23 protein-coding genes are annotated in these 22504 nt (G+C 70.1%); 14 read left to right on the forward strand and 9 right to left on the reverse strand.

Annotated elements, in window-relative coordinates; translation table 11 throughout:
- Positions 1 to 306 precede the first annotated feature (306 nt).
- Positions 307 to 756: a DUF6325 family protein gene (locus tag AB4Z09_RS01040; protein WP_174909609.1), complete on the forward strand. Its 450-nt coding sequence runs from the start codon at positions 307 to 309 to the stop codon at positions 754 to 756.
- A 17-nt stretch (positions 757 to 773) separates the two neighbouring features.
- On the forward strand, positions 774 to 1061 hold the full coding sequence (locus tag AB4Z09_RS01045; RefSeq protein WP_114719605.1) for an SHOCT domain-containing protein: 288 nt from the start codon (positions 774 to 776) through the stop codon (positions 1059 to 1061).
- On the opposite strand, the gene AB4Z09_RS01050 is transcribed toward AB4Z09_RS01045, so the two are convergent.
- Positions 1062 to 1763 (reverse strand): GntR family transcriptional regulator, encoded by a 702-nt coding sequence (locus tag AB4Z09_RS01050; RefSeq protein ID WP_114719603.1) that lies wholly within the window; start codon positions 1761 to 1763, stop codon positions 1062 to 1064.
- A complete protein-coding gene (locus AB4Z09_RS01055; protein ID WP_174909607.1) occupies positions 1760 to 2299 on the reverse strand; it encodes an HD family phosphohydrolase in 540 nt (179 codons plus the stop codon). The genes AB4Z09_RS01050 and AB4Z09_RS01055 overlap by 4 nt, the downstream gene beginning before the upstream one ends.
- A gap of 97 nt (positions 2300 to 2396) precedes the next feature.
- Between AB4Z09_RS01055 and AB4Z09_RS01060 the strand changes: the two genes are divergently transcribed.
- From AB4Z09_RS01060 to AB4Z09_RS01085, 6 genes are read left to right on the forward strand one after another with little or no spacing between them, the layout of a single operon-like run.
- Positions 2397 to 3524 (forward strand): TIGR03364 family FAD-dependent oxidoreductase, encoded by a 1128-nt coding sequence (locus tag AB4Z09_RS01060; protein ID WP_174909605.1) that lies wholly within the window; start codon positions 2397 to 2399, stop codon positions 3522 to 3524.
- Between the two features lie 24 nt (positions 3525 to 3548).
- Positions 3549 to 4232, forward strand: a complete 684-nt coding sequence (locus tag AB4Z09_RS01065; protein ID WP_174909603.1) for a phosphonatase-like hydrolase — start codon at positions 3549 to 3551, stop codon at positions 4230 to 4232.
- Positions 4233 to 4279: 47 nt separating this feature from the next.
- Entirely contained in the window at positions 4280 to 5338 is a 1059-nt protein-coding gene (locus tag AB4Z09_RS01070; RefSeq protein WP_174909602.1) for a 2-aminoethylphosphonate ABC transporter substrate-binding protein, read from the forward strand.
- A 1-nt stretch (position 5339) separates the two neighbouring features.
- Positions 5340 to 6518, forward strand: a complete 1179-nt coding sequence (locus AB4Z09_RS01075) for an ABC transporter ATP-binding protein (RefSeq protein ID WP_174909600.1) — start codon at positions 5340 to 5342, stop codon at positions 6516 to 6518.
- Positions 6515 to 7420, forward strand: coding sequence for a 2-aminoethylphosphonate ABC transporter permease subunit (locus tag AB4Z09_RS01080; RefSeq protein WP_174909598.1), 906 nt, complete (start codon positions 6515 to 6517; stop codon positions 7418 to 7420). The genes AB4Z09_RS01075 and AB4Z09_RS01080 overlap by 4 nt, the downstream gene beginning before the upstream one ends.
- Complete coding sequence (locus tag AB4Z09_RS01085; RefSeq protein ID WP_174909596.1) at positions 7395 to 8192, forward strand: ABC transporter permease; 798 nt, start codon at positions 7395 to 7397, stop codon at positions 8190 to 8192. The genes AB4Z09_RS01080 and AB4Z09_RS01085 overlap by 26 nt, the downstream gene beginning before the upstream one ends.
- Positions 8193 to 8265: 73 nt before the next feature.
- On the opposite strand, the gene AB4Z09_RS01090 is transcribed toward AB4Z09_RS01085, so the two are convergent.
- Positions 8266 to 9057, reverse strand: a complete 792-nt coding sequence (locus tag AB4Z09_RS01090) for an SGNH/GDSL hydrolase family protein (RefSeq protein WP_174909594.1) — start codon at positions 9055 to 9057, stop codon at positions 8266 to 8268.
- 203 nt (positions 9058 to 9260) lie between these two features.
- Between AB4Z09_RS01090 and AB4Z09_RS01095 the strand changes: the two genes are divergently transcribed.
- Positions 9261 to 11432: a hypothetical protein gene (locus AB4Z09_RS01095; protein WP_442239004.1), complete on the forward strand. Its 2172-nt coding sequence runs from the start codon at positions 9261 to 9263 to the stop codon at positions 11430 to 11432.
- Between the two features lie 136 nt (positions 11433 to 11568).
- Positions 11569 to 12225 (forward strand): hypothetical protein, encoded by a 657-nt coding sequence (locus tag AB4Z09_RS01100; protein WP_174909590.1) that lies wholly within the window; start codon positions 11569 to 11571, stop codon positions 12223 to 12225.
- Between the two features lie 70 nt (positions 12226 to 12295).
- On the opposite strand, the gene AB4Z09_RS01105 is transcribed toward AB4Z09_RS01100, so the two are convergent.
- Positions 12296 to 13921, reverse strand: a complete 1626-nt coding sequence (locus tag AB4Z09_RS01105; RefSeq protein ID WP_442239005.1) for an AMP-binding protein — start codon at positions 13919 to 13921, stop codon at positions 12296 to 12298.
- Positions 13922 to 14017: 96 nt separating this feature from the next.
- On the opposite strand from AB4Z09_RS01105, the gene AB4Z09_RS01110 reads away from it, so the two are divergent.
- A complete protein-coding gene (locus AB4Z09_RS01110; protein WP_442239006.1) occupies positions 14018 to 14893 on the forward strand; it encodes a response regulator transcription factor in 876 nt (291 codons plus the stop codon).
- Positions 14894 to 14966: 73 nt separating this feature from the next.
- Positions 14967 to 15767, forward strand: a complete 801-nt coding sequence (locus AB4Z09_RS01115) for a nuclear transport factor 2 family protein (RefSeq protein ID WP_114719580.1) — start codon at positions 14967 to 14969, stop codon at positions 15765 to 15767.
- A gap of 11 nt (positions 15768 to 15778) precedes the next feature.
- Here AB4Z09_RS01115 and AB4Z09_RS01120 read toward each other — a convergent pair whose 3' ends face one another.
- The 4 genes from AB4Z09_RS01120 to dxr all read right to left on the reverse strand — a co-directional run bounded on the left by AB4Z09_RS01120 (position 15779) and on the right by dxr (position 20366).
- Positions 15779 to 16615, reverse strand: a complete 837-nt coding sequence (locus AB4Z09_RS01120; RefSeq protein ID WP_114719578.1) for a GNAT family N-acetyltransferase — start codon at positions 16613 to 16615, stop codon at positions 15779 to 15781.
- Positions 16616 to 16738: 123 nt separating this feature from the next.
- The gene (ispG, locus tag AB4Z09_RS01125) at positions 16739 to 17893 is read right to left on the reverse strand and encodes a flavodoxin-dependent (E)-4-hydroxy-3-methylbut-2-enyl-diphosphate synthase (protein WP_174909586.1); all 1155 of its coding nucleotides are present in this window, start codon (positions 17891 to 17893) and stop codon (positions 16739 to 16741) included.
- Positions 17894 to 17972: 79 nt separating this feature from the next.
- Positions 17973 to 19202 carry a M50 family metallopeptidase gene (locus AB4Z09_RS01130; protein WP_114719574.1) on the reverse strand — a complete coding sequence of 410 codons (1230 nt, stop codon included), beginning with the start codon at positions 19200 to 19202 and terminating at the stop codon, positions 17973 to 17975.
- A 6-nt stretch (positions 19203 to 19208) separates the two neighbouring features.
- Complete coding sequence (dxr, locus tag AB4Z09_RS01135; protein WP_114719572.1) at positions 19209 to 20366, reverse strand: 1-deoxy-D-xylulose-5-phosphate reductoisomerase; 1158 nt, start codon at positions 20364 to 20366, stop codon at positions 19209 to 19211.
- Between the two features lie 149 nt (positions 20367 to 20515).
- On the opposite strand from dxr, the gene AB4Z09_RS01140 reads away from it, so the two are divergent.
- Complete coding sequence (locus AB4Z09_RS01140; protein ID WP_114719570.1) at positions 20516 to 20785, forward strand: DUF2631 domain-containing protein; 270 nt, start codon at positions 20516 to 20518, stop codon at positions 20783 to 20785.
- A 77-nt stretch (positions 20786 to 20862) separates the two neighbouring features.
- On the opposite strand, the gene rlmN is transcribed toward AB4Z09_RS01140, so the two are convergent.
- Positions 20863 to 21975 carry a 23S rRNA (adenine(2503)-C(2))-methyltransferase RlmN gene (gene rlmN / locus AB4Z09_RS01145; RefSeq protein ID WP_114719996.1) on the reverse strand — a complete coding sequence of 371 codons (1113 nt, stop codon included), beginning with the start codon at positions 21973 to 21975 and terminating at the stop codon, positions 20863 to 20865.
- Between the two features lie 80 nt (positions 21976 to 22055).
- On the opposite strand from rlmN, the gene AB4Z09_RS01150 reads away from it, so the two are divergent.
- The gene (locus AB4Z09_RS01150; protein ID WP_174909584.1) at positions 22056 to 22457 is read left to right on the forward strand and encodes a LapA family protein; all 402 of its coding nucleotides are present in this window, start codon (positions 22056 to 22058) and stop codon (positions 22455 to 22457) included.
- Positions 22458 to 22504: the final 47 nt, after the last annotated feature.

The following is a 22504-nucleotide window of genomic DNA, read 5'->3' on the forward strand; positions in this document are numbered from 1 at the left end:
GCGACGGACACGTCCTCGCGACATGGCCATCCCTTGGGTGCCGGCCCGACCGGGCCGCGCACCCCATTCTCTCTCCCCGCAGGGGTCGCTCGTTGCGGAATTCGACACGACCGCCGAGCGATTCTTGTCCGGTCGGGGGTGTTCGAGACACTCGCCTCGTTCGCCTCGAATTGCACTGACTTCGATGCCGTTTCGAGCTTGACCCCGGGCCGCGCAGACCCAGACGATTGTTGGGCGAACGGGGACGGGGAGGTACTTCACGTCGACCGAGCGGTCCACCTGTTTTCCGAAAAGAGAGGCTCCGCAGTGAACGACACCGAACTCGACGATCTCGGGCCCATCGACTATCTCGTCGTGGAGTTTCCTGCCGATCGGCAACCCGACGGCTCCGCACTACCGATCCTCCGCGGGCTCGTCGAGCGCGGCATCATCCGCGTGCTCGACCTCGCGTTCGTCCGCAAGGAGGCCGACGGATCGCTGTCGGGCATCGAGATCGACGACGTCGGCTTCGAAGGTGAGATCGACGTGACGCTGTTCGCGGAGGCGTCGTCGGATCTGCTGAAGGAGACCGACCTCGAGGAAGCCGCCGCCATCCTCGAACCAGGCTGTTCCGCAGCGGTTCTCGTGTACGAGAACCGCTGGGCTGCCCCCTTCGCGGCAGCACTGCGCCACAGCGGCGCACAGCTCGTGGCCACGGGGCGCATCCCCCTCCAGACGATTCTGGAGAACCTCGAGTCGCTCGACACCGCCAGCTGACGATCAAGGAGCACACCATGCCCGGACTTCTCCGCGGAATCGCACGTACCGCCGCAGTGGCCGGAACCGCGACGGCGGTCTCGAATCGAGTGTCCCGACGCCAGGGCCAGCGGTGGGCGGCCGAACAGCCGGCCCCGCAATATGCGGCACCCCAGGCGCCACCACCTCCCCCGCCGCCTGCCCCACCGCCCGCCGGAGGCCCCGACCGGATCGCCGCCCTGAAACAACTCGGTGAACTCCGGGACCAGGGCGTGCTCACGGACGCCGAGTTCGCCGCCGAGAAGGCCCGGATCCTGGCTTCGTGATCAGCGCAGTTCGGTGACGAACGCCATCCGGTCCCCGCGGTAGAGGGACCGGACGCGCTCGATCGGCACACCGTCGGCGTCGCGGGAGACGCGGTGCAGTTTCAGCATCGGCATCGCGGTGCTCGATTCCACCAGCGCCGCCTCCCGCGGCGTCGGCAGCGCGGTCTCGATGCGTTCGGTCGCCGTGGTGAACACGATGTCCCGCGCCCGGATCGCGGCATACAGCGACGTCTCGGGATCGAACGTGTCGTGCAGATCCGGAAACCGCCGCTGCGGCAGGTACGTGCTCTCGAGACCGATGCGCTCACCGTCCGCGAGGAGCACACGTTCGAGGTGGATCACCGGTTCACCGACTGCGATCTCCAGGATGTCAGCGAGCTTCGCGTGAGCGTCGATCTCCTCCCACCGCACCAGGAAACGCCCCGGCTCCCGGCCCTGACTGAGCGCACCCTCGGTGTAGGAACCGAGCGAGAGCGGTTGGACGAGCTTGGGTCGCGCGACGACGGTCCCCCGACCGCGGCGTTCGATGCGGCCCGCCACGAGCAACTCGTGCAGCGCCTGCCGCACCGTCTCGCGCGAGACGGCGCACCGCGCGGCGAGTTCCCGCTCGGCGGGGACGGAATCGCCCTCGGACAGGTCGGCGAGCAGATCCTCGACATGCGTCCGAACCAGGTAGTGCTTGGGCAGGCTCTCGGCGGTCATCGGGACACCCCCAGCCCGTCGCGCACGCGTCGTGCCACCACGACGTCGTCGATCGACGGGGATTGCGCGCCCGGCACTTTCGCGCGATCGTCGTACCGGCGCAACCGCACCGCATCCGGCCACCACGGGTGCGAGGTCCATGCCTCCTCCACCGCCGGACCCCCCTGCAGCCCCAGGGTCGCGACGGATTCCGCGGACAGCCCGTCCGCGTAGCCCGGCTCGGTGGCCACCAGGAACCGCTTGGCCGCGACGTGTGCGCCGGCCAGCCAGCCCACCCGCTCACCGAAGCGCGGGGTGAGCCACTCCCGGGCGAACCGGTCGTGCGCGGTCGCGGCCTCGACGCCGACGAGCGGGCTGCGTGCCAGATCGTGCAGCGCGCAGGCCAGTACCAGTTCGTCGTCGGCCCCGTCGGCGATGGCGTGGCCCGCCGCCTGCAGCGCGTGGGCGAGTTCGTCGACCGCTTCCCCGTCGAAGATCCCACGCAACGAATCCATCAGCGCGGCAGTCTCTTCGAGCACGATCGTGTTGTCGTTCATGCCTGCAGACTACACAAATACGGTCTATACCAATTGTTCATCCGACGTTTCCCGAACATCCCCCAGATGGTCTAGACCAATGCGCATGCTGTGTCCCATGCGAATTGCAATTGTGGGCGGAGGAATCCTCGGAACGGCACACGCCGACGAGGCGATCCGTCGAGGACACGACGTCATCCATCTCGAACGCGAACTCGAGGCGCGCGGTGCCACCGTGCGCAACTTCGGATTGGTGTGGGTGTCCGGTCGGGCCGAACACGAACTGGACGCGTCGCTGCGCTCCCGTGAACTGTGGGCCGACCTGGCCCGCCGCGTCCCCGGGATCGGCTTCCGCGCCGCGGGCTCGATGACACTGCTGCGCACCCCCGAGGAAGTCGCGGTCGCCGAGGACATGGCGGCCCGCGACGACGCCGACGTCCGCGGCTTCACACTGCTCGAGCCCGACGCGGTCCGCGCCGTCAATCCTGCGTTGCGGGGCAAGTTCCTCGCCGGCCTGCACTGCACCCGGGACGGTGCCGTGGAGTCCCGCGTCGCACTGCCCGCCGTCCGCCGTCATCTGGAGGCGTCGGGCCGCTACGCCTTCCACGCCGGCACCGAGGCCCGCGAGATCACCTCCACCGCGACCGGCGTCCGCATCCGCGACGACCACGAGCGCACGTTCGACGCCGACCTGGTCATCGTGTGCCCTGGCGCGACGCTCGGCGGCCTGGCCCGCGATCTCGCCGGCGACCTGCCGCTGCGCCGGGTGCGCCTGCAGATGATGCAGACCGCACCGCTCGGCGAGGCGCTCACCACCGCGATCGCCGACGGCGACAGCATGCGCTACTACCCTGCCTTCGCAGGGTCGGCCCTCGACGCCCTGCGCGACGCCCAACCGCAGGAGCCCACCGCCGCCGAGCACCGGATGCAGTTGCTGTGCGTGCAGCGCCTGCACGGCGGCCTGACCATCGGCGACACCCACGAGTACGACGAGCCGTTCGACTTCGACGTCGACGAGGCCCCGTACCGGCACCTGACCAGCGTGGTCGAGGAACTGCTCGGCCGGGACCTGCCGCCGATCGTCAAGCGCTGGGCCGGGGTGTACAGCCAGTGCCTGGACCCGCAGCAACTGGTGCACCGCGCAGAGCCGGCCGACGGCGTGTGGGTGGTCGCCGGGCCGGGCGGACGCGGCATGACCCTGGGCCCCGCCCTCGCCGAACAGACCGCCGACCAGCTGGGCCTCTGAGCCCCGAACCCCACAGGAGCCACCGTGACCACCATCAAGCTCGCCGTCCTCGACATGGCCGGCACCACCGTCGCCGACGACGGCCTCGTCCTGCACGCGTTCGACGCGGCCGGCGCCGCGGCCGGGCTGCCCGCGACCGGCCCCGAGGCCGGCGCCGCCCGGCAGTACGTGCTCGACACGATGGGTCAGTCCAAGATCGTCGTGTTCCGCGCGCTGTTCGGCGACGAGGACCGGGCCCAGGCCGCGAACCGCGCGTTCGAGGCCGAGTACGACCGCCTCGTCGACGAGGGCGGCGCCACCGCGATTCCCGATGCCGCCGAGTCGATCACGGCGCTGCGTGATGCTGGTGTCAAGGTGGCACTGACCACCGGATTCAGTCGCACCACGCAGGACAAGCTCCTCGCCGCGCTGGGCTGGCAGACGCTGGCGGACCTCACCCTCTCCCCCGCCGAGGCGGGACGCGGGCGCCCCTACCCGGACCTGATCCTCACCGCCCTCATGCGTCTCGGCATCGACGACGTGAAAGAGGTTGCGGTGCTGGGCGACACCGCCAACGACGTCACCAGCGGCCTGCGTGCCGGCGCCGCCATCGTGGCGGGCACCCTCACCGGCGCGCACGACGAGCAGCAACTGCGCACCGCGAATCCCACCCACGTGGTGCCGTCGGTCCGCGAGTTCACCGATCTCGTTCTCTCCCTTAGCAACTGATCCCTCCCGTCACCGTTCGAATCCCTCACCCAGACAAGGACATCCGAATGAGCAGGAACACCGAGCGTTTCCGTGTCGGTATCGCGGCGATCGCGATGACGACCGCGGCCCTCACCCTGACCGCCTGCGGCGGCACCGGCACCGCGGCGACCGGCGGCGGCGGTACCGTCACCGTCTACAGCGCCGACGGCCTCGCCGGCTGGTACAAGACCCAGTTCGCCGCGTTCACCGAGGAGACAGGCATCGCCGTCAACCTCGTCGAGGCCGGCTCCGGCGAGGTCGTCTCCCGCGTGGAGAAGGAGCAGTCCAACCCGCAGGCCGACGTCGTGGTGACGCTGCCGCCGTTCATCCAGAAGGCCGACGCACAGGGACTGCTCGAGCCCAGCGGCATCGACACCTCCGCCGTCCCCGCCGACGTCCAGGACCCGGAGGGCAAGTACGTACCCCTGGTCGACAACTACCTGTCGTTCATCGCCAACCCCGGCGCCAACCCGGCCCCGGCCACGTGGGACGACCTGCTCACCGACCAGTTCAAGGGCAAGCTGCAGTACTCCACCCCCGGCCAGGCCGGCGACGGCACCGCCGTCCTGCTGCTGCTCCAGCACCTCAAGGGCAAGGAGGGCGCGCTGGACTACCTCGCGAAGCTGCAGGCCAACAACGTCGGACCGTCGTCGTCCACCGGCAAGCTGCAGCCCAAGGTCAGCAACGGTGAACTGCTCGTCGCGAACGGCGACGTCCAGATGAACCTCGCGTCCATCAAGGATGACGGCTCCGAGTTCGACATCTTCTTCCCCGCCGACGGCGGCAAGCGCACCACGGTCGCACTGCCGTACGTGATGGGCCTGGCGAAGGGCGCCCCGCACTCCGACGACGCCAAGAAGCTGATGGAGTACCTGCTGTCGGAGAAGGCGCAGAAGACGGTCGCCACCGACGCGCTCGGCGTCTCGGTGCGCACCGACGTCCGTGACGCGGCGGGCACCTCCACCGACAAGTCCACCCCGACCGGGCTCGTGAACGGTGTCGAGGTGTGGACCCCGAACTGGAACGACGTCCTCGCCTCGCTCGACGCCGACATCGCCGCCTACCAGAAGGCCACCGGTAACTGACATGTCTCGATTCGAGTCCGGGCGGTCCCTCGGCACCAGAGCCCGCAACGGCGGCGCGACCGCGCACTCCGCTCCGGCCATCACGTTCGACCGGGTCACCGTCTCCTACGGCCGCGGCCGCGGGACCACCCGGGCCCTGGTCGACTTCAACCTGCGGGTCGCCCGCGGCGAGACCGTAGCCCTGCTCGGCCCCAGCGGGTCGGGTAAGTCCACCGCGCTCAAGGCACTGGCCGGCTTCACCCGGCCCACCTCAGGGACCGTCCGACTCGGCGGCGACGACGTCACCGATCTGCCCCCGGCCAAGCGTGGCATCGGCGTCGTCGTCCAGTCGTATGCCCTGTTCCCGCACATGCGGGTCGCCGACAACGTCGCATTCGGACTACGCGCACAGCGTGTTCCGCGGTCGGAGATCGCGGACCGGGTGTCCGACGCCCTCGCGATGGTCGGCATGTCGGCCTACGGCAAGCGGTTGCCACGAGAGCTGTCCGGCGGTCAGCAGCAGCGCGTGGCGATCGCCCGCGCACTCGCCATCCGCCCCAAGGTGCTGCTGCTCGACGAGCCGCTCGCCGCCCTCGACGCGCAACTGCGCCAGAGCATGCTCACCGAACTGCAGGAACTGCGGGCGGCGCTCCCGGACACCGCGATGCTCTACGTGACGCACGACCAGTCCGAGGCGCTGGCACTCGCCGACCGCATCGCCGTCATGCGCGACGCCCGCCTGGTGGACGTCGACACCGCCGAGAACCTGTGGAAGCGCCCGCCGAGCAGCTTCACCGCCGCGTTCCTCGGCGGCGCGAACCTGCTGCCCTGCACGGTGACCCGGGTGATCGGAACGTCGGCACTGGTGTCCGTGGGCGGCACGCCCGTCACCGCGCACGCACCCCAGCCCGAGATCGGCCGCACCGAGTGGGAGTCCGACGCCGGCGCCCTGCTGTGCCTGCGACCGCACGCGATCACCCTCACCTCCCCCGCCGAACGCGGGGCGCTGCCGGCCCGCATCGTCGCGAGCGTGTGGCGCGGGTCGTCGACGCGGGTCACGATCGCGCTACCCGGACTGCCCGAGACGCCGATCGACGTCGACGTGCCCGGCCACGACGAACGTCCGGTGGGCACCGAGGTCGGGCTGCGTTTCCCGGAGCGGGGCGCCGTCCTGGTGCCGGCCCCGGAGGCGGTGTCGTGACCGCCCTCCTCGAGGCCCCGGTCGCCGCCGACCCGCCGACCCGGCCGGAGCCGTCGCGGTGGCGGTCCGGGCTGTGGGTGCTTCCGCCGCTGCTGCTGGTGATCGGGTTCGCGGTGTACCCGATGGCGCGAGTGCTGGCCGAGTCCACCGTCACCGACACCGGCCGGGGCTGGTCGGCGTGGACAGACATGCTGTGGTCGGCGTCGTTCCGAAAGGCCTTGTGGCGCACGATCGAAGTGGCGCTCGCCTCCACGCTCGGGTGCCTCGTGCTCGGCACGTTCCTGGCGCTGGTCCTCGCGTTCGTGCCGTTCCCCGGGTCGAAGGTGGTGGGACGCCTGATCGACACCATCCTGTCGCTGCCCTCGTTCCTCGTCACGCTCGCGTTCACGTTCCTGTACGGCACCGCCGGTGCCGTGAACGCACTGATCAGCCGCATCACGGGCGCCGACCGGGTGCCACTGAACTTCCTCAACACCCCGCTCGGCGTGATCGCCGCCGAGATCACGTTCTTCACCCCGTTCGTGGTGCGACCGCTGCTCGCGGCGTTCACCCAGATGCCCCGCGAGCAACTCGACGTCGCCGCGAGCCTCGGTGCCTCTCCCCTGCGGGTGCTGCGCACCGTGATCCTGCCCGAGGCCTGGCCGGCACTGATGGCGGGCGGCTCGCTGGTACTGCTGTTGACGCTCAACGAGTTCGGCATCGTGCTGTTCACCGGAGCCAAGGACGTCATGACCCTGCCGGTGCTGATCTACACGCACGGCATCGTCACCTTCGACCTCCCCGGCGCCGCGGTGATCGCGACCGTCCAGGTGGCGCTGTCGCTCACGCTGTACGGCGGCTACCGGTTCCTGTTCACCCGACTGATGGGAGGCAGCCGTGCTGCTCTGGACCCGACGCGCTAGGTACCTCACGCTGGCGTTCTTCGGCGCGGTCGTCATGACCGTGTTCGTCGCCCCGATCGCGACGGTGATCGCCGCCGCGCTCGCGGGCGCGTGGAACGGCCCACTGCCCTCGAACCTGGGGACGAAGAACCTGTCGGCGGCACTGTCCGACGACAACCTCGCGAGCATGACGGTGAGCCTGCAGACCGCGATCATTGCCGGCGGCATCGCGTTGTTCCTCGGGGCCTGGGCCGCGTTGGCCGCGCGCGAGGCGCCGGTGTGGCTGCGCAAGGTCACCGACGCGGTCTTCCACCTCCCGGTGGAGCTGCCGTCCGTCGCGATCGGCCTGGGCATGCTCATCGCGTTCAACGAGCGGCCGCTGCTCCTCGGCGGCACCAAGTGGATCGTCATCCTCGCGCACGCCGTGCTGGTGCTGGCCTTCGCGTTCAGCTCGGTCTCCGCCGCACTCGACCGTCTCGACCCCGCCTACCGTCAGGCCGCCGAATCCCTCGGCGCCGGCCCCGTCCGGGTCCTGTTCCGGATCACGCTGCCGCTGCTGGTGCCCGCCCTCGGCGCGGCCGCGGGCCTGTCCGTCGCGCTGTCGATGGGCGAACTGGGCGCCACCATCATGGTGTACCCGGCGACGTGGAAGACGTTGCCGGTGGCCATCTTCGGCCTCACCGACCGCGGCCAGGTGTTCCAGGCCGCCGCGAACACCACCCTGCTGCTGCTCGTCACCCTGGTGGCGCTGCTGGTGCTCGGACGGATCCGCGGACGCGGCGCGGCCCGCTGACCCCTGTCGGCCTGAGCGCCCACTCCTCCTCTGATCTCGCGGGCTTCCGCGGAACGAGGCAAGGAATGGGCGCTCAGGCCGATGTCGTATCCCGCTCGCCTTCCCGCCGGACCGGAGCAAGTTCCGGTCGCTTCGCGACGCGCCCGGCGCCCGACGACGTCCCGCGCACGCGACGCCCGAGCCATGGCCCGAGGAACCGGACCGCCCACTCGGTGTCGGCACGGATTCGCCCGAGTGCGGTGACCGGCGGCAGCGGACCCAGACTGTCCTGCCAGCGCAGGTCGGTGCCGGGCACTCCCAGCGCCGTCGCCGCGGCCGCGGCCAGACGGTCGTGGCCATCCGCGTTGAGGTGCAGTCGATCCCAGCTCCACAGCCGCGGGTCCGTCGCGACCGGGTACACCTCGAGGTCGATCACCGCGACACCGTGCCGTGCCGCGGCCGCCCGGATCTCCTCGTTCAGCGCCGAGATCCGCGCCATGATCGCCCGGCCGCCCGGCATGCCCGCCCCGAGCGTGGGGAACGTCATCGTCAGCACCCGCGCACCCGACGCGGTCAGCGCCTCGAACGCGATCTCCAGTTCGGCTGCTATCGCGACAGGTTCGAACTTCGGTCGCAGCAGGTCGTTCACGCCGGCGACGACGGATGCCAGGTCGGGCTCGAGCGCCAACGCGGGGGCCAACTGTTCCTCCCGCACCTGGCGGGCCAGCCGGCCCCGGATCGCGAGGTTGGCGTAGAGCATCTCGGGGTTGATCTCCGCAAGCCGCTCGGCGAGCCGGTCCGCCCAGCCTCGATAGCCCAGCTGGTCGTCCCCGTCGTTGAGTCCTTCGCTCTGGCTGTCACCGATCGCCACGAACCGACTGAACACGGCCCCTCCTCATCTCAGCTTCTGCGGTGCGACGAGCCTAGACCTCGCGTCCTCCCCCGCCGAGCGCACGCCGGCAATGGCAGACTCCTCGGCGACCACCGACGCCAGGCGGCGGCACACCGACTCGGTGCAGCCCGTCGCGGACGCGGCGAAGCTGTACAACGGCCTGCCCGACATCGGGCTGTCCCACGGCAAGGAGACCCATGAACAGCGCGCACTGGCGCACCCACCTCGCCGATGTCGACTGGCCGACGCTGGAGCACGCATACGGTGATGCGAGCGACGTGCCCGGCTGGATCGAGGGACTGACCGGGGCGGAGACAGTCGAGGAATCGCTGCACGAGCTGTGGTCGGCGGTGTTGCATCAGGGAACCCTCTACGACTCGACCGAGCCTGCGATGACGTCCATCGCGTCGGTGCTCGGCGCCCGGCAGACCGCGGATGCTGAGGGCACGGCGTGGTTGCTGCTGATGTTCGCCGACGCGGTGCACGACTATGAACAGGTCGGGGCGGACGACGCCGAGACGGCCGCCCTCGTCCGCTCGGCCCGAGACTCGTTGCTCGGAATCGCAGCGCTCGTACGACCACTGATCGCCGACGACGGCCCGGAAGCCGCGGCCTCGGCACTGCTGCAGGCCGCGGCCCGCACGGCCGATTCCGCTGCGGTAGAAACACTCTCGGCACGGGCTGACGCACGCCCGGCCGCGCAGGTCGAGCAGGCATGTGTCGCCGCGCTCACGACTCTCGGTGCCGATGTCGCGGCGGCTCTCGCCGACGGGGATCCCGGCCTGATGATGGCGGCGACGCTCGCGCGGATCGCGGCCGGGAGCACCGAGACCACGGACCTCGACGCGCTCGTCACGGGATGGGAGCTCGCCGTCGAGGTGGCCTCGCACATCGCGTTCGATGTCGGAAACCTTCCGGAGTGGTTGAGCGCGAACAACCCCGAGGCGTCGGCTCACGTACTCGCTGCGCTGCCGATGCCGGACGAGACGACGATCGCCGGGCTCGTCGATGTCGTCGTCGGTTCCCGGAGCAACGCTCCGGCCGCGGTCCGTCGTCTGCTCGCACTCGCGGCGCTCCCCGAAGCCGGGCCGGAGTCGATGATCGCAGCGCTCCGGCAGTGCCCGGCGACACCCGAAGTCTGCGACGCACTCGTTGCCCTCGCCGAGCGGGTCACCACCGGTGACACCTCCGCCATCGGGTCGAGCACCTTCGACACGGATGCTCGGACAGATGCCGCGCTCGCCCTGCTGCGGGCCGGCGACGGACGGTGGGCTCGCCCGATGGCCCAGGCCCTGCTCACGAACCCCGCAGCACGCGGCCTCATGGTTGCCACCTCCGCGTCGGGACGTTCCGCGCTCGGCTACGCGCTCGTGCGCGAGCACGCACCGTCCTCCACCATGGTCGTCGCCGGCATCCGGCAGGCGCTGCGGCAGAAGCCTCCTGCCGATCCGTCCCGCGACGGCGCCGGACACCTCGTCGAGTTGCTGGCCTCCTGGCCCGCCGAGGCTGCCGCGGACGCGCTGCCCGAGGTCCGGGAGCTTCTCGCGGTCGCGCCGAGGCAGTCCGCCGACGCGCTGGCGACGTGGGGCGACACCGCCGGTATCGACCGTGTCCGCGAGGCGAGCGTCACCGGCGACGCGACCGTGCTGCTCGCTCTCGCACGCCTGACGAAGGACACGGATGACTTCCATCATGTCCTCGACGCCGACCTCGAGCACAAGGAGTCGGAGGTGCTCGCGCACTGGGCTGACCGCACCGACCGTCGCTTCCTCGACTGGTGTCGCGGCCTCGTAGGCACGAAGGCCGCGACAAGCGACCACCAGCGAGGTAACCAGCTCACCGCGCTGCGCATCCTCGCCGCCGTCGACTCGGACGAGGCCGCAACCGGCTGGCCTGTGGTCCGCAGCATCATCGACGCCGGTCGCGGCCCCATCGAGGAAGCGATCGGTCTCGCGCTCGATTGGCGCGCCCGACAGTTGCTACCGCCCGAGGCGTGCACCGACTTCGAGGCGCTGCTCACCGATCTCGTCGTCACCGACCGCAAGGACTACAACGGCCCGATCGTCAAGACGAGCGCCGCCGCCGCGATCGCCCTCCTCGACGTCGGGCTGCCCCTGCCCGACGCTCCCGCACGAATCGTGAAAGTGGTCGCGGGGGCCGTGACCGACCGGTGGGCGCGCGAGCTCGGCCTCCGCCTCGCCGAACGGCTGGCGGCCGCACCGGCAACGGTCCGCCGCGCGGTCGCGAAGAAGCTCCAAACCCTCGTCGACCGCGACGAGCGCTTCGACTCCACCGGCGACATCGCTGTCGAGGACGCGCGAACCGTTGCCCGCCTGCGCCCGATCCTGCACAAGCTGGAGACCGAATGAGTCCGCTGTGCGCGAGGAGCCGTCAGCTCGCTTCCCGAACGACCGAGCTCGAGCGCCCACTCCTGCGCTGATCTCGCGGGCTTCCGCGGACGACGGCAAAGAATGGGCGCTCAGGCCGATGTCGCACAATCACTTCATGCCCGGTTCCCTCGGATGGGTCGGCGATCCGTCACCCGACGCCGCGACGTGGCTCGCGCCCTACCGCTACCCGGACGCCGGACCGGCGAGCGGGTGGGCGGCCGATAGATTCCCCTATGTCCTGCGGATCCTGCACCCCGCTCACCTGGGCCCGGACGGGGAGGCGCAACCGGCCACCTGGGCCGAGATTGCCGAGGCGCGAAATGTGCGCCTCGAGCCTGGCATGGCCTTCCCGGAACTCAGCGGATTCGACGATCCGTGCGCGACCGTCGACGGACTGTTCGACGCGACACCCGAGATGGGCTCCCTGCCGGCCGGACTGCTCGACGCGGTGTACTCGCACTTCGACGACGCGGCTCACGGCCTGTTCTGGGACGGGTGGAACGGTTTGCTCGACCACCCGATCCGCCAGTGTGCCCGGGTGCGGGAGGACCCGACCGGGCCGTCGTATCAGGTGGTGCGGGCCACCCGGTCCGTCGAGGCGGGTGCCGTCCGACTACGCACGCCGAACTTCTGGTGGCCGACAGACCACTCGTGGTGTGCCGCCACCGGAATCGACGACATGCACACCCTCGTCGTCGCCGCAGATCTCGAGAGGCTCGCAGCAGCGCATGCCGATCCGCGACTGGAGACCCTGCTGCACCGACAAGCCTGAGCGCCCACTCCTCGCCTGATCTCGCGGGCTTCCGCGGAAAGAGACAAGGAATGGGCGCTCAGGCCGAACGTCACTGACCCTGGCGCAGGATGTAGCGCTGGACCTTGCCACTGGGGGTCTTGGGCAGCTGCGGGACGAAGTGCACGGTCCGCGGGTAGGCGTGGGCGGCGAACTTCTTCTTCACCAGATGCTGCAGGTCCTTCTCCAGCTCGTCGGTGCCCTCGATGCCGGAGCGCAGCACCACGAACGCCTCGAGCACCTCGCCGCGCAGCTGGTCCGGCATCCCGACGACCGCGGCCTCGACGACGTCGTCGTGCATCACCAGCACACTCTCGACGTCGAACGGGCCGATGCGGTAGCCGGCCATGATGATCACGTCGTCGTCGCGGGAGGAGAAGAAGAACCGGCCCTGCTCGTCGACCTGCCCCGCGTCGCCGGTGATGTACCAGCTGCCGTCGGGCGTGAAGCGGGCCGCGGTCTTCTCGGGGGCGTCGCTGTAACCGGTGAACCACATGAGCGGGCTGGCGGTGGTGTCGATCACGACGCGGCCAGGGGTGTTCGGCGGGGCGATCTCGTCGGCGTCGTCGGAGAGGACCGCGCAACTCCACCCGGGCAGCGGGCGACCCATCGACCCGGCGACGACGTCCTCGCGCAGGCCGTCGGCCCACGCGTTGATGATGAACATGCCGTGCTCGGTCTGCCCGTAGTGGTCGCGGACGGTGACGCCGAGCTCGGCCTGCGACCAGGCGATGACGTCGGGGGTGAGCGGCTCGCCCGCCGAGGAGGCGCGGCGCAGCGTCACCGACTCCGGCACCGGGGTCTCGTCGGCGCGCAGGCTGCGGTAGACGGTGGGCGCGGCCGCGAAGTTGGTGACGCCGAACCGCTCCATCACCTGCCACGTGAGCGGCGCCGAGAACCCGGCGTGCAGCAGGATGCTGCGGACGCCGGCCGCCATCGGACCGAGCAGCGCGTAGTACAGCCCGTACGCCCAGCCCGGATCCGCGGCGTTCCAGAACACGTCGTCCTCGCGGACGTCGAGTCCGAACTCCATGTACGACTGGAACGACGCGAGCGCGCGGATCGGCACCGGGACACCCTTCGGGGTGCCGGTGGTGCCGCTGGTGAACAGCCGGACCATCGGGGCATCGCCGCCCATGGTGACCGCGGCGCCGCGCGGGTCGTCCGCCGCATGCCCCTGCACCAGGGCATCGAACGACAGCGCGCCGGATGCGGCACCACCGGCCACGACGACGCGCCACGCTGCGTCGGCCGGCATGTCCTCGCCCGGCGCCAGCTTGTCGAGCTGGTTGGCATCGGCGATCACGACACGCGCACCACTCGCCTCGAGCCGGAACGCGATCGCGGGCGTTGCGAACGCAGTGAACAGCGGGACGTGGACCGCGCCGCGACGCCAGATCCCGAGCAGCGCCACCACGAGGTCCGCCGACTTGCCCATCAAGGTCGCGACGCAGTCCCCCGGCTCGACGCCCAGGTCCGCCAGCGCGGCCGCGAAGCGGGTGGACTGCTCCCGCAGCCACCCGTACGTTAGATCGGTCGACGACAGGTCACTCTCGACGACGGTGAACGCGACCGCATCGGCCGGGTGCCGATCGCACAGCAACTCCGCGGCACAGGCCTGCGGGGTGTCGTACCGGTCCGCGAGCTCGCGAAGGCGGGTGGTCGGGTCGACGGTCATCGTCACTCCTCGTCGTCGGGGCCCCGTCGCCGCGGGGCCGTCGTGCCACCTATGATCCGTGTCACAGCATCGACCGGCTACCCCCGGAAAGGGGTGATGAGGGTGCCCACCCACACCACGGCCCTGCTGCGTCCGCGTGACCGCGACGCACTGCGCACCGAACTACGAAAAGTGGCCGCGACCGGCATCGTTCCGGTCGTGTTCGGCGGGGAGGTCTACGACGGCACCCTGCACCTGGGCGAGTTCGTCGGCACCCACACCGACGGCCTGCGCGGCCTGGCCGTCTCCGAGAGTTCCGGCCTGGGCGGACACGTCGTCGCGCGCCGCAACCCCGCGGCGGTGCACGACTACGGGCGGGCCCGCACCATCACCCACCACTACGACGGCCCGGTCCTCGCGGAGGGACTCTGCTCGGTACTGGCGGTGCCGGTGGTCGTTCGCGGGAACTCCCGCGCAGTCATGTACGCCGCGATCCGCGAGCGTGTGCAACTGGGTGACCGCATCGCCGACGTCATGATGCAGGCCGGTCGCCGCCTCGCGAACGAGATCGCGATCCGCGACGAGGTGGACCGGCGGGTCCAACTGCTCGACGCGGCGGCCGCCGAGCGCACCGCCCCGAATGGCGCCGACACCGAGGAGATCCGGGACGTCCACGCCGAACTCCGCAGCCTCGCGCACACCGTCGACGACCCCGCGCTGCAGGAACGGCTGCGCCACCTGTCGAGCCGACTCGCCGGCGTGGGATCGACCCCGGAACCCGATCGCGGCGCCCTCGCCGTCACTCTGTCACCGCGCGAAGTCGACGTCCTCAGTCACGCTGCCCTCGGCTGCTCGAATGCCGTTATCGCCGAGCGCCTTTCAGTCAAGGCCGAGACCGTGAAAAGTTACCTGCGCAGCGCCATGAGCAAGCTCGATGCGCACTCGCGGCGCGAGGCCGTCGTCGCGGCACGGCGGCTGGGCCTGCTCCCGTAAGACCCGAAGCCCGCGTCCGGACGTGTCCCCGTTTTCTGGAACACGTTCCACCCTCTGTGCGATACTCGCGACCATGTCAGCGACACCGGCCGGGCCCACCACGATCACGCGAACGGCAACCCCAGAGGACCTGCTCGAGTTGGCGCGGCAGTCCCCCGCCGCCGTCGCCGTGCACGACAAGAAGGCCTGGCTGGGGCTGTTCGCCGACCGTCACGTCGTCGAGGACCCGGTGGGCGGACGCCCCGTCCTCGGTGGTCTCTACGACCGCCGCAGCCATGTCCGCGGCGGCGAGCCCCTCGCCCGTTTCTGGGACACCTTCATCGCGCCCAACGACATCCGGTTCCACGTCGAGAACGTCGACATCGTCAGCGGACTGGACGTCGTCCGCGACGTCACGATCGAAACCCGACTTGGCGGCGGCGTCGTCGCGAAGGCCCCGATGCACCTGCTGTACGAGACGACGCTCGACGACGGCGCGCCGCGCATCCGCCGGATCGCGGCGCACTGGGAGGTCGCGCCGATGTTCGCTCAGGTCGCGGGCATCGACCGCGCGAAACTCGGTGTCGCGGCGGCGATGAGCGCGCGCATGCTCCGCCTGCAGGGCCTCGGTGGCTCGCTCGCGTTCGGACTCGCGGTGCGCAGCGTCGGCGAGAGGGGGAAGCAGGCGGTTCGCCGACTGGTCGAATCCGCGCAGCGCGGCGACCGGACCGCACTCGATCTTCTCGGTGGCCGAGCCGTCGCGGACGTCACGAAGCTCATTGCCGCGGGCGACGCCGTCACGGCGACGTGCACCGTCGACGGCGCGCACGCGGTGCTGTTCTGCTACCTCGACCGAAAGACGATGCAGGTCACGAGAGCCGTCGTGTACGCGTAGCCGGCGAACGATCAGTCGAGCAGCACCGTCGCGAAGGTGGCGACCTGTGTGAACCCGACCGTCGCGTACGTTCGGCGTGCGCGCTCGTTGTAGCTGTTGACGTACAGGCTCGCGATGCGTCCCCGCGCGGTGACCGCACCGGCGACGGCCGCGGTGCCGGTCGCTCCCAGGCCCTCGCCGCGCCGCGCGGGATCGACCCACACACCCTGGATCTGGCCGACGGTGGCCGACATCGACCCGACCTCCGCCTTGTAGACCACTTCCCCGTCCTCGAACCGGGCCCAGGCCCGCCCCGAGGCGATCAGGTTCGCGACCCGACGTCGGTAGCTCCGCCCGCCGTCGCTGGCCCGCGGATCGATCCCGACCTCCTCGATGAACATCGAGACCGCGGCGGGCAGATACGACTCGATCTCGTCCATCCGCACCTGCCGCACCAGCGGATCGGGGCGCACAAGCGGCTCGTCGCGGAGTGCGAGCAGCGGCTGCTCGGATCGCAGCTCGCGCGGCGGGCCCCAGTCGGATTCCAGCAACTCCCACAGCGGAAGCGCCAACTCGGCCCGTCCGACCAGCGACGAACACATCCGCGGAAACCGACTGGCCCGGTCGGCGAACGACCGGAGGTCGTCCAGCTCCCCCAGCAGCGGAACCAGATTCGCGCCCGCGAAACACAGCGACTCCGCCGGGCCCCCGCGGCTCCACATCTCACCCTGCAGTGCACGGGGGTCGAGCCCCGAATGCTGCACCCTGGCCGCGACCATGCATGCCGCGACGGGGTCCGATTCGAGCACACGCAGCACCTCGGCGGTGTCCCGACCGCCCAGTTGCCTCGCCCCGAGGAGCTTGAGCACTGACGCACCCCCTTCGTCACACGTCTCTGTGAGACCGCTCGGCGTGATGTCTGTCAGCGTCGGGCTGTCAGTGCCGGATCTGGGGACCACATTGCCATGAAGGTGCGTCGAGGTGGGCCGATTTCAGCTCACGGTGACCACCGGCGCGCCGCTCGTCTCGCCGCCTTCCATCTCCTCCGCGATTCGCATCGCCTCTTCGATGAGGGTCTCCACGATCTGGGCCTCGGGGACGGTCTTGATGACCTTGCCCTTGACGAAGATCTGGCCCTTGCCGTTGCCGGACGCGACACCGAGATCGGCCTCGCGGGCCTCGCCCGGGCCGTTGACGACGCAACCCATCACCGCGACCCGCAGCGGGACCTCCATGCCCTCGAGCCCGGCGGTCACCTGGTTGGCGAGCGTGTACACGTCGACCTGCGCGCGACCACACGACGGGCACGAGACGATCTCCAGCTTGCGGGGCCGCAGGTTCAGCGACTGCAGGATCTGCCCGCCGACCTTGATCTCCTCGGCCGGCGGCGCCGACAGCGACACGCGGATGGTGTCGCCGATGCCCTCGGACAGCAGGGCGCCGAAGGCGACGGCCGACTTGATGGTCCCCTGGAACGCCGGACCCGCCTCCGTCACACCGAGGTGCAGCGGGTAGTCGCACTGCGCCGCTAGCTGGCGGTACGCCTCGACCATGACGACCGGGTCGTTGTGCTTGACCGAGATCTTGATGTCGCCGAAGCCGTGCTCCTCGAACAGGCCCGCCTCCCACAGCGCCGACTCGACGAGCGCCTCCGGGGTGGCCTTGCCGTACTTCTGCATCAGACGCGGGTCCAGCGAGCCGGCGTTGACGCCGATCCGGATGGGGATCCCGGCGTCACCGGCCGCCTTCGCGACCTCCTTGACGCGGCCGTCGAATTCCTTGATGTTGCCGGGGTTGACGCGGACCGCGGCGCAGCCGGCGTCGAGCGCGGCGAAGATGTAGCGCGGCTGGAAGTGGATGTCCGCGATCACCGGGATCTGGCTCTTCTTCGCGATCGTCGCGAGCGCGTCGGCGTCCTCCTGCCGCGGGCACGCGACGCGAACGATGTCGCAGCCCGACGCCGTAAGCTCGGCGATCTGCTGCAGGGTCGCGTTGACGTCGTGGGTCTTGGTGGTGCACATCGACTGCACCGAGACCGGGTAGTCGCTGCCGACGCCGACGTTGCCGACCATCAGCTGACGGGTCTTGCGTCGCGGTGCGAGGACCGCAGGAATATCGGGCATGCCCAAACCGACGGGGCTGGTCACGTTTCGCCTTCTTTCGTTGGTACGGGGCAAGTCTATCGTTCGGGAGTTTCCACGGTCCGGCTCGAAGCGAGCGCCGAGATCACGGGAACAACTGGATCGGGTTGACGATGTCGGCGGTCAGGGTGAGCAGCATGTAGGCGCCGCCGATCACCACCACCACGTATGTGATCGGCATCAGCTTCATGTAGTCGACCGGCCCGCCGTCCGGCTTGCCGCGCAGGTTCCGGAAGAAGTTCCGGACGCGCTCGTAGATCGTCACGGCGATGTGCCCGCCGTCGAGCGGCAACAGCGGCAGCAGGTTGAAGATGCCGAGGAAGAAGTTCAGCGTGGCGAGCAGCCCGACGAAGACCTCCCACAAACCACGCTCGGCGACCTGTCCGCCGATGACCGAGGCGCCGACGACGCTGATCGGGGTGTCGAGCGCTCGCTCGCCACCGGTCACCGCCGTCCACAGATCCACGACCTTCGCCGGCATCTGGGTCAGCGCGTGCGCGGTCTGCACGAAGATGTCACCGGTGTAGGCGAACGACGCGGGAACGGCCGCGAGCGCCGAGTACTGCACGACGCCCGGGGGCGCCTGGATGCCGATCGCTCCGACGTCCTGCGAGACCGGGGGCTGCGGGTTCTGCTCGGTGGAGTCCGGGTTGTTGACGTACCGCTGCGCCTGCTGCACCTGGACCGGGATGACGAGCGTCTGCCCGTCGCGTTCGACGGTGAAGTCCGCCGTCCCGGTCAACGGCTGCGTCTTCTTCACGAGGTCACCGAAGGTCGGGGTGGGTTCACCGTTGACCGCGGTGATCAGGTCACCGGCACGGATACCGGCCGCCTCGGCAGGACCGACACCCGAGCACTCCGCGAGCGCGAAGTCCGGGCCGGCACTCTGCGTCGGCGACACGCACACGGTGCCCTCGACGACCGCGCGGTCCTCCGAATTCGGCAGGCCCCAGCCGACCGCGAGGATGAACACCAGCACGAGTCCGAGCAGGAAGTTCATCGCGATGCCGCCGGACATCACGACGATCCGCTTCCACGCCTTCTGCTTGTACATCGCGCGGTCGACCTCGTCGGGCGCAAGTTCGTCGACCGCCGTCATGCCGGCGATGTCGCAGAACCCGCCCGCGGGGATCGCCTTGAGTCCGTACTCGGTCTCGCCGCGGCGGAACGAGAAGATCTTGGGGCCGAAGCCGATGTAGTAGCGCCGGACCTTCATGCCGAGGGCCTTGGCGGTCCACATGTGCCCGGCCTCGTGCAGCGCGATGGACGCGCCGATACCGAGGGCGAACAGCACCACACCGAATGCGAAGACCATGCGGTTCTAGCCCTCCTGTTTCACGAGCTCGCGTGCCCGTGCACGGGCCCACCCGTCGGCGGCGAGCACGTCGTCAACCGTAGCGGGAGGCGCGGCCCATTCGCCGCCGGCCGCGAGAACCCGCTCGACCGTCCGCACGATTCGGGGGAACCGGAGCGTGCCGTCGAGGAACGCCTCGGCCGCGATCTCGTTCGCCGCGTTGTAGACGGCCGTCATGCAGCCACCGGCCTTGCCGGCGTGGCGCGCCAAGTCGATCGCCGGGAACACCACCGAATCCACGGGTTCGAACGTCCACGTCGAGGCGGTGGAGAAGTCGCATGCCGCGGCCGCACCCGGCACCCGGTCCGGCCAGCCGAGGGCCAACGCGATGGGCAGCTTCATGTCGGGCGGGCTGGCCTGCGCGAGGGTCGAGCCGTCGGTGAACGTCACCATCGAATGCACGATCGACTGGGGGTGCACCGTGACGTCGATGCGGTCGTAGTCGATGCCGAACAGCAGGTGCGTCTCGATCAGCTCGAGCCCCTTGTTCACGAGCGACGCCGAGTTGAGGGTGTTCATCGGGCCCATCGACCACGTCGGGTGCGCGCCGGCCTGCTCGGGTGTGACGTCCTCGAGCGCCGCGGCCGTCCACCCGCGGAAGGGTCCACCCGACGCCGTGAGGATCAGCCGGTCCACTTCCTCGGCGCGGCCGCCACGCAGGCACTGCGCGAGCGCGGAGTGCTCGGAATCGACCGGAACGATCTGGCCGGGTGCGGCGGCCGCGGTGACCAGCGGACCACCCGCCACGAGGGACTCCTTGTTGGCCAGCGCCAGACGCGCGCCGGACGCGAGTGCCGCCAGGGTCGGTTCGAGGCCGAGCGACCCGACGAGCGCGTTGAGCACGACGTCGGCCTCGGTCCCCTTCACCAGTTCGGTGACCGCGTCGGGACCCGACAGCACACCGGGCAGGTCCAGCCGGGCCGCCGCGGCGGGATCGGCGACCGCCACCCGGCTCACGCCGGTCTCGCGGATCTGGCGGGCGAGCAGGTCGATGTTCCCGCCACCCGCCGCGAGCCCGACCACCTGGAACTTGTCGGGGTTGGCGGCGATGACCTCGAGGGCCTGGGTGCCGATGGAACCGGTGCTGCCCAGCAGCAGGACGCGAGTCGGTTGGGTGTCAGCCACGGATCCATTGTTCCTGACGGATGCTGAGAGAATCACACAGGATTGATCTCGGCCGCGGCAACACGGTCGGGACCCCACTTCGTACGACGCACGGTCGTATGTCACGATATGCGGCGATAGCGCATTCGTATGATCAGGAGGATCGAGCCGTGGCCGGTACCCAGTTGGACCCCACTTCCAACGACCCCGTCGTCGCCGCGCACGTCGACACCGCCGAGGTGCCCTCGGCCGCATGGGGCTGGAGTGGCGAGGCTCCGCGAACGTTCCGTTTCGCCGGCTGGTTCTTCGCCGCGTTCCTGCTGCTGATGATGATCGGTAACCACAGCGGCAAGGTCGAGGACCTTTTCCTCATCGGCTTCGCCGGTGCGATCGTCTTCGTCCTCGTTCGCGACATGGTCGTGCGCCGCAAGCCGCGGTAGGCGACGCCGCCGCAGCACCGAAGACAACGAAGAAGGACCCCGCACTCTCGGTGCGGGGTCCTTCTTCGTCGAACGGCCTAGTTCTCGGCGGCCAACTGACCGCACGCGGCGGCGATCTCCTGACCGCGCGTGTCGCGGACGGTGCAGGAGACGCCCTGCGCCTGCACGCGGCGGACGAACTCCCGCTCCACCGGCTTGGGGCTGGCATCCCACTCGCTGCCGGGCGTCGGATTGAGCGGGATCAGGTTGACGTGCACCAGCGGGCCGAGCGCCTTGTGCAGCTTCTTGCCGAGCATGTCCGCGCGCCACGGCTGATCGTTGACGTCCCGGATCAGTGCGTACTCGATCGACACCCGCCGGCCCGACTTGTCGGCGTAGTAGCGCGCCGCATCGAGGACCTCGGCCACCGGCCAGCGGTTGTTGACCGGCACGAGGGTGTCGCGCAGCTCGTCGTCGGGCGTGTGCAGCGAGACCGCGAGACGCACCGACATGTCCTCGTCGGCGAGCTTGCGGATCGCCGGGGCCAGCCCGACCGTCGAGACGGTGACGGAGCGCTGCGAGATGCCCAGGCCGTCCGGTGCGGGCGACGTGATCCGACGGACCGCGGCCACCACACGCTTGTAGTTGGCCAGCGGCTCCCCCATACCCATGAACACGATGTTCGACAGGCGACCCGGACCGCCCTCGACGTCGCCGTCCCGCAAGGCCGCCGCGGCGGCGCGAACCTGGTCGACGATCTCGGCGGTGGACAGATTCCGCTGCAGGCCGCCCTGCCCCGTCGCGCAGAACGGGCAGGCCATGCCGCAGCCCGCCTGGCTGGAGATGCACAGCGTCGCCCGGTCCGGGTAGCGCATGAGCACGCTCTCGAGCAGCGTGCCGTCGTTCGCCTTCCACAGCGTCTTGCGGGTCTGCCCGGCATCGCACGCGACGTGCTTGACGGCCGTCAGCAGCTGCGGGAACAGCGCCGCGCCCACCTTCTCGCGCATTCCCGCGGGCAGGTCGGTCATCTTCTCCGAGTCGGCCTCGAGCCGGCCGTAGTACTGACGGGCCAGCTGGTCGGCACGGAAACCGGGAAGACCCAACTCCTTGACCGCCGCCTTGCGCTCGTCGGCGTCGAGGTCGGCGAGGTGTCGCGGCGGCATCCCGCGGCGCGGCGCATTGAAGACGAGAGGAACAGGAGTGGCAGTCATAATGTCGCCCATTCTCCCATTACCCGGCCTCCACGTCCGATGCGCGTGCGCAACGCCATACTGTGGGTGATGATCGACACATGACCGATGTACCGAGCGAGGACCCCGGCAGGGCTCACGAGACGGTCCACGACGAGCCGGCCGCCACACCGTCAGCGAAGGGCCGGCACGAGGCCGCCGCGCCGGCCCCGACCCACGACGCCGCCAAGATCGCGCGTACCCGGGCCGCCTCCACCTGGACCGGACTGGTCATTGGCATCGTCGTCGCGATCCTGCTGCTGATCTTCATCCTGCAGAACCTCGATTCCGTGACGTTCCAGCTGTTCGGATGGCAGTTCACGCTTCCGGCGGGCATCAGCCTGCTGCTGGCCGCCATCGCGGGCGCGTTGATCATGGCGCTCGCGGGCGGCGTGCGGATCATCCAGATACGCCGGGTCGCGAAGCGCGCGGGTGCCGTGACCGACCACACGTCGCCGGAGTAGCTGCAGCGACGCTTCGGGGGCACGATGGGAGCCATGACAGGAGCACG

Origin of the sequence: Rhodococcus sp. TAF43, from assembly GCF_052113525.1 — a bacterium.
Classification (GTDB): Bacteria; Actinomycetota; Actinomycetes; order Mycobacteriales; family Mycobacteriaceae; genus Prescottella.

Bases quoted from the DNA above. Each gene is read 5' to 3' on its own strand.
- AB4Z09_RS01045 (WP_114719605.1), top strand. From the start codon at position 774: ATGCCCGGACTTCTCCGCGGAATCGCACGTACCGCCGCAGTGGCCGGA.
- AB4Z09_RS01050 (WP_114719603.1), bottom strand. From the start codon at position 1,763: ATGACCGCCGAGAGCCTGCCCAAGCACTACCTGGTTCGGACGCATGTC.
- AB4Z09_RS01055 (WP_174909607.1), bottom strand. From the start codon at position 2,299: ATGAACGACAACACGATCGTGCTCGAAGAGACTGCCGCGCTGATGGAT.
- AB4Z09_RS01060 (WP_174909605.1), top strand. From the start codon at position 2,397: ATGCGAATTGCAATTGTGGGCGGAGGAATCCTCGGAACGGCACACGCC.
- AB4Z09_RS01070 (WP_174909602.1), top strand. From the start codon at position 4,280: ATGAGCAGGAACACCGAGCGTTTCCGTGTCGGTATCGCGGCGATCGCG.
- AB4Z09_RS01075 (WP_174909600.1), top strand. From the start codon at position 5,340: ATGTCTCGATTCGAGTCCGGGCGGTCCCTCGGCACCAGAGCCCGCAAC.
- AB4Z09_RS01095 (WP_442239004.1), top strand. From the start codon at position 9,261: ATGAACAGCGCGCACTGGCGCACCCACCTCGCCGATGTCGACTGGCCG.
- AB4Z09_RS01100 (WP_174909590.1), top strand. From the start codon at position 11,569: ATGCCCGGTTCCCTCGGATGGGTCGGCGATCCGTCACCCGACGCCGCG.
- AB4Z09_RS01105 (WP_442239005.1), bottom strand. From the start codon at position 13,921: ATGACCGTCGACCCGACCACCCGCCTTCGCGAGCTCGCGGACCGGTAC.
- AB4Z09_RS01110 (WP_442239006.1), top strand. From the start codon at position 14,018: ATGAGGGTGCCCACCCACACCACGGCCCTGCTGCGTCCGCGTGACCGC.
- AB4Z09_RS01115 (WP_114719580.1), top strand. From the start codon at position 14,967: ATGTCAGCGACACCGGCCGGGCCCACCACGATCACGCGAACGGCAACC.
- AB4Z09_RS01130 (WP_114719574.1), bottom strand. From the start codon at position 19,202: ATGGTCTTCGCATTCGGTGTGGTGCTGTTCGCCCTCGGTATCGGCGCG.
- rlmN (WP_114719996.1), bottom strand. From the start codon at position 21,975: ATGACTGCCACTCCTGTTCCTCTCGTCTTCAATGCGCCGCGCCGCGGG.
- AB4Z09_RS01150 (WP_174909584.1), top strand. From the start codon at position 22,056: ATGACCGATGTACCGAGCGAGGACCCCGGCAGGGCTCACGAGACGGTC.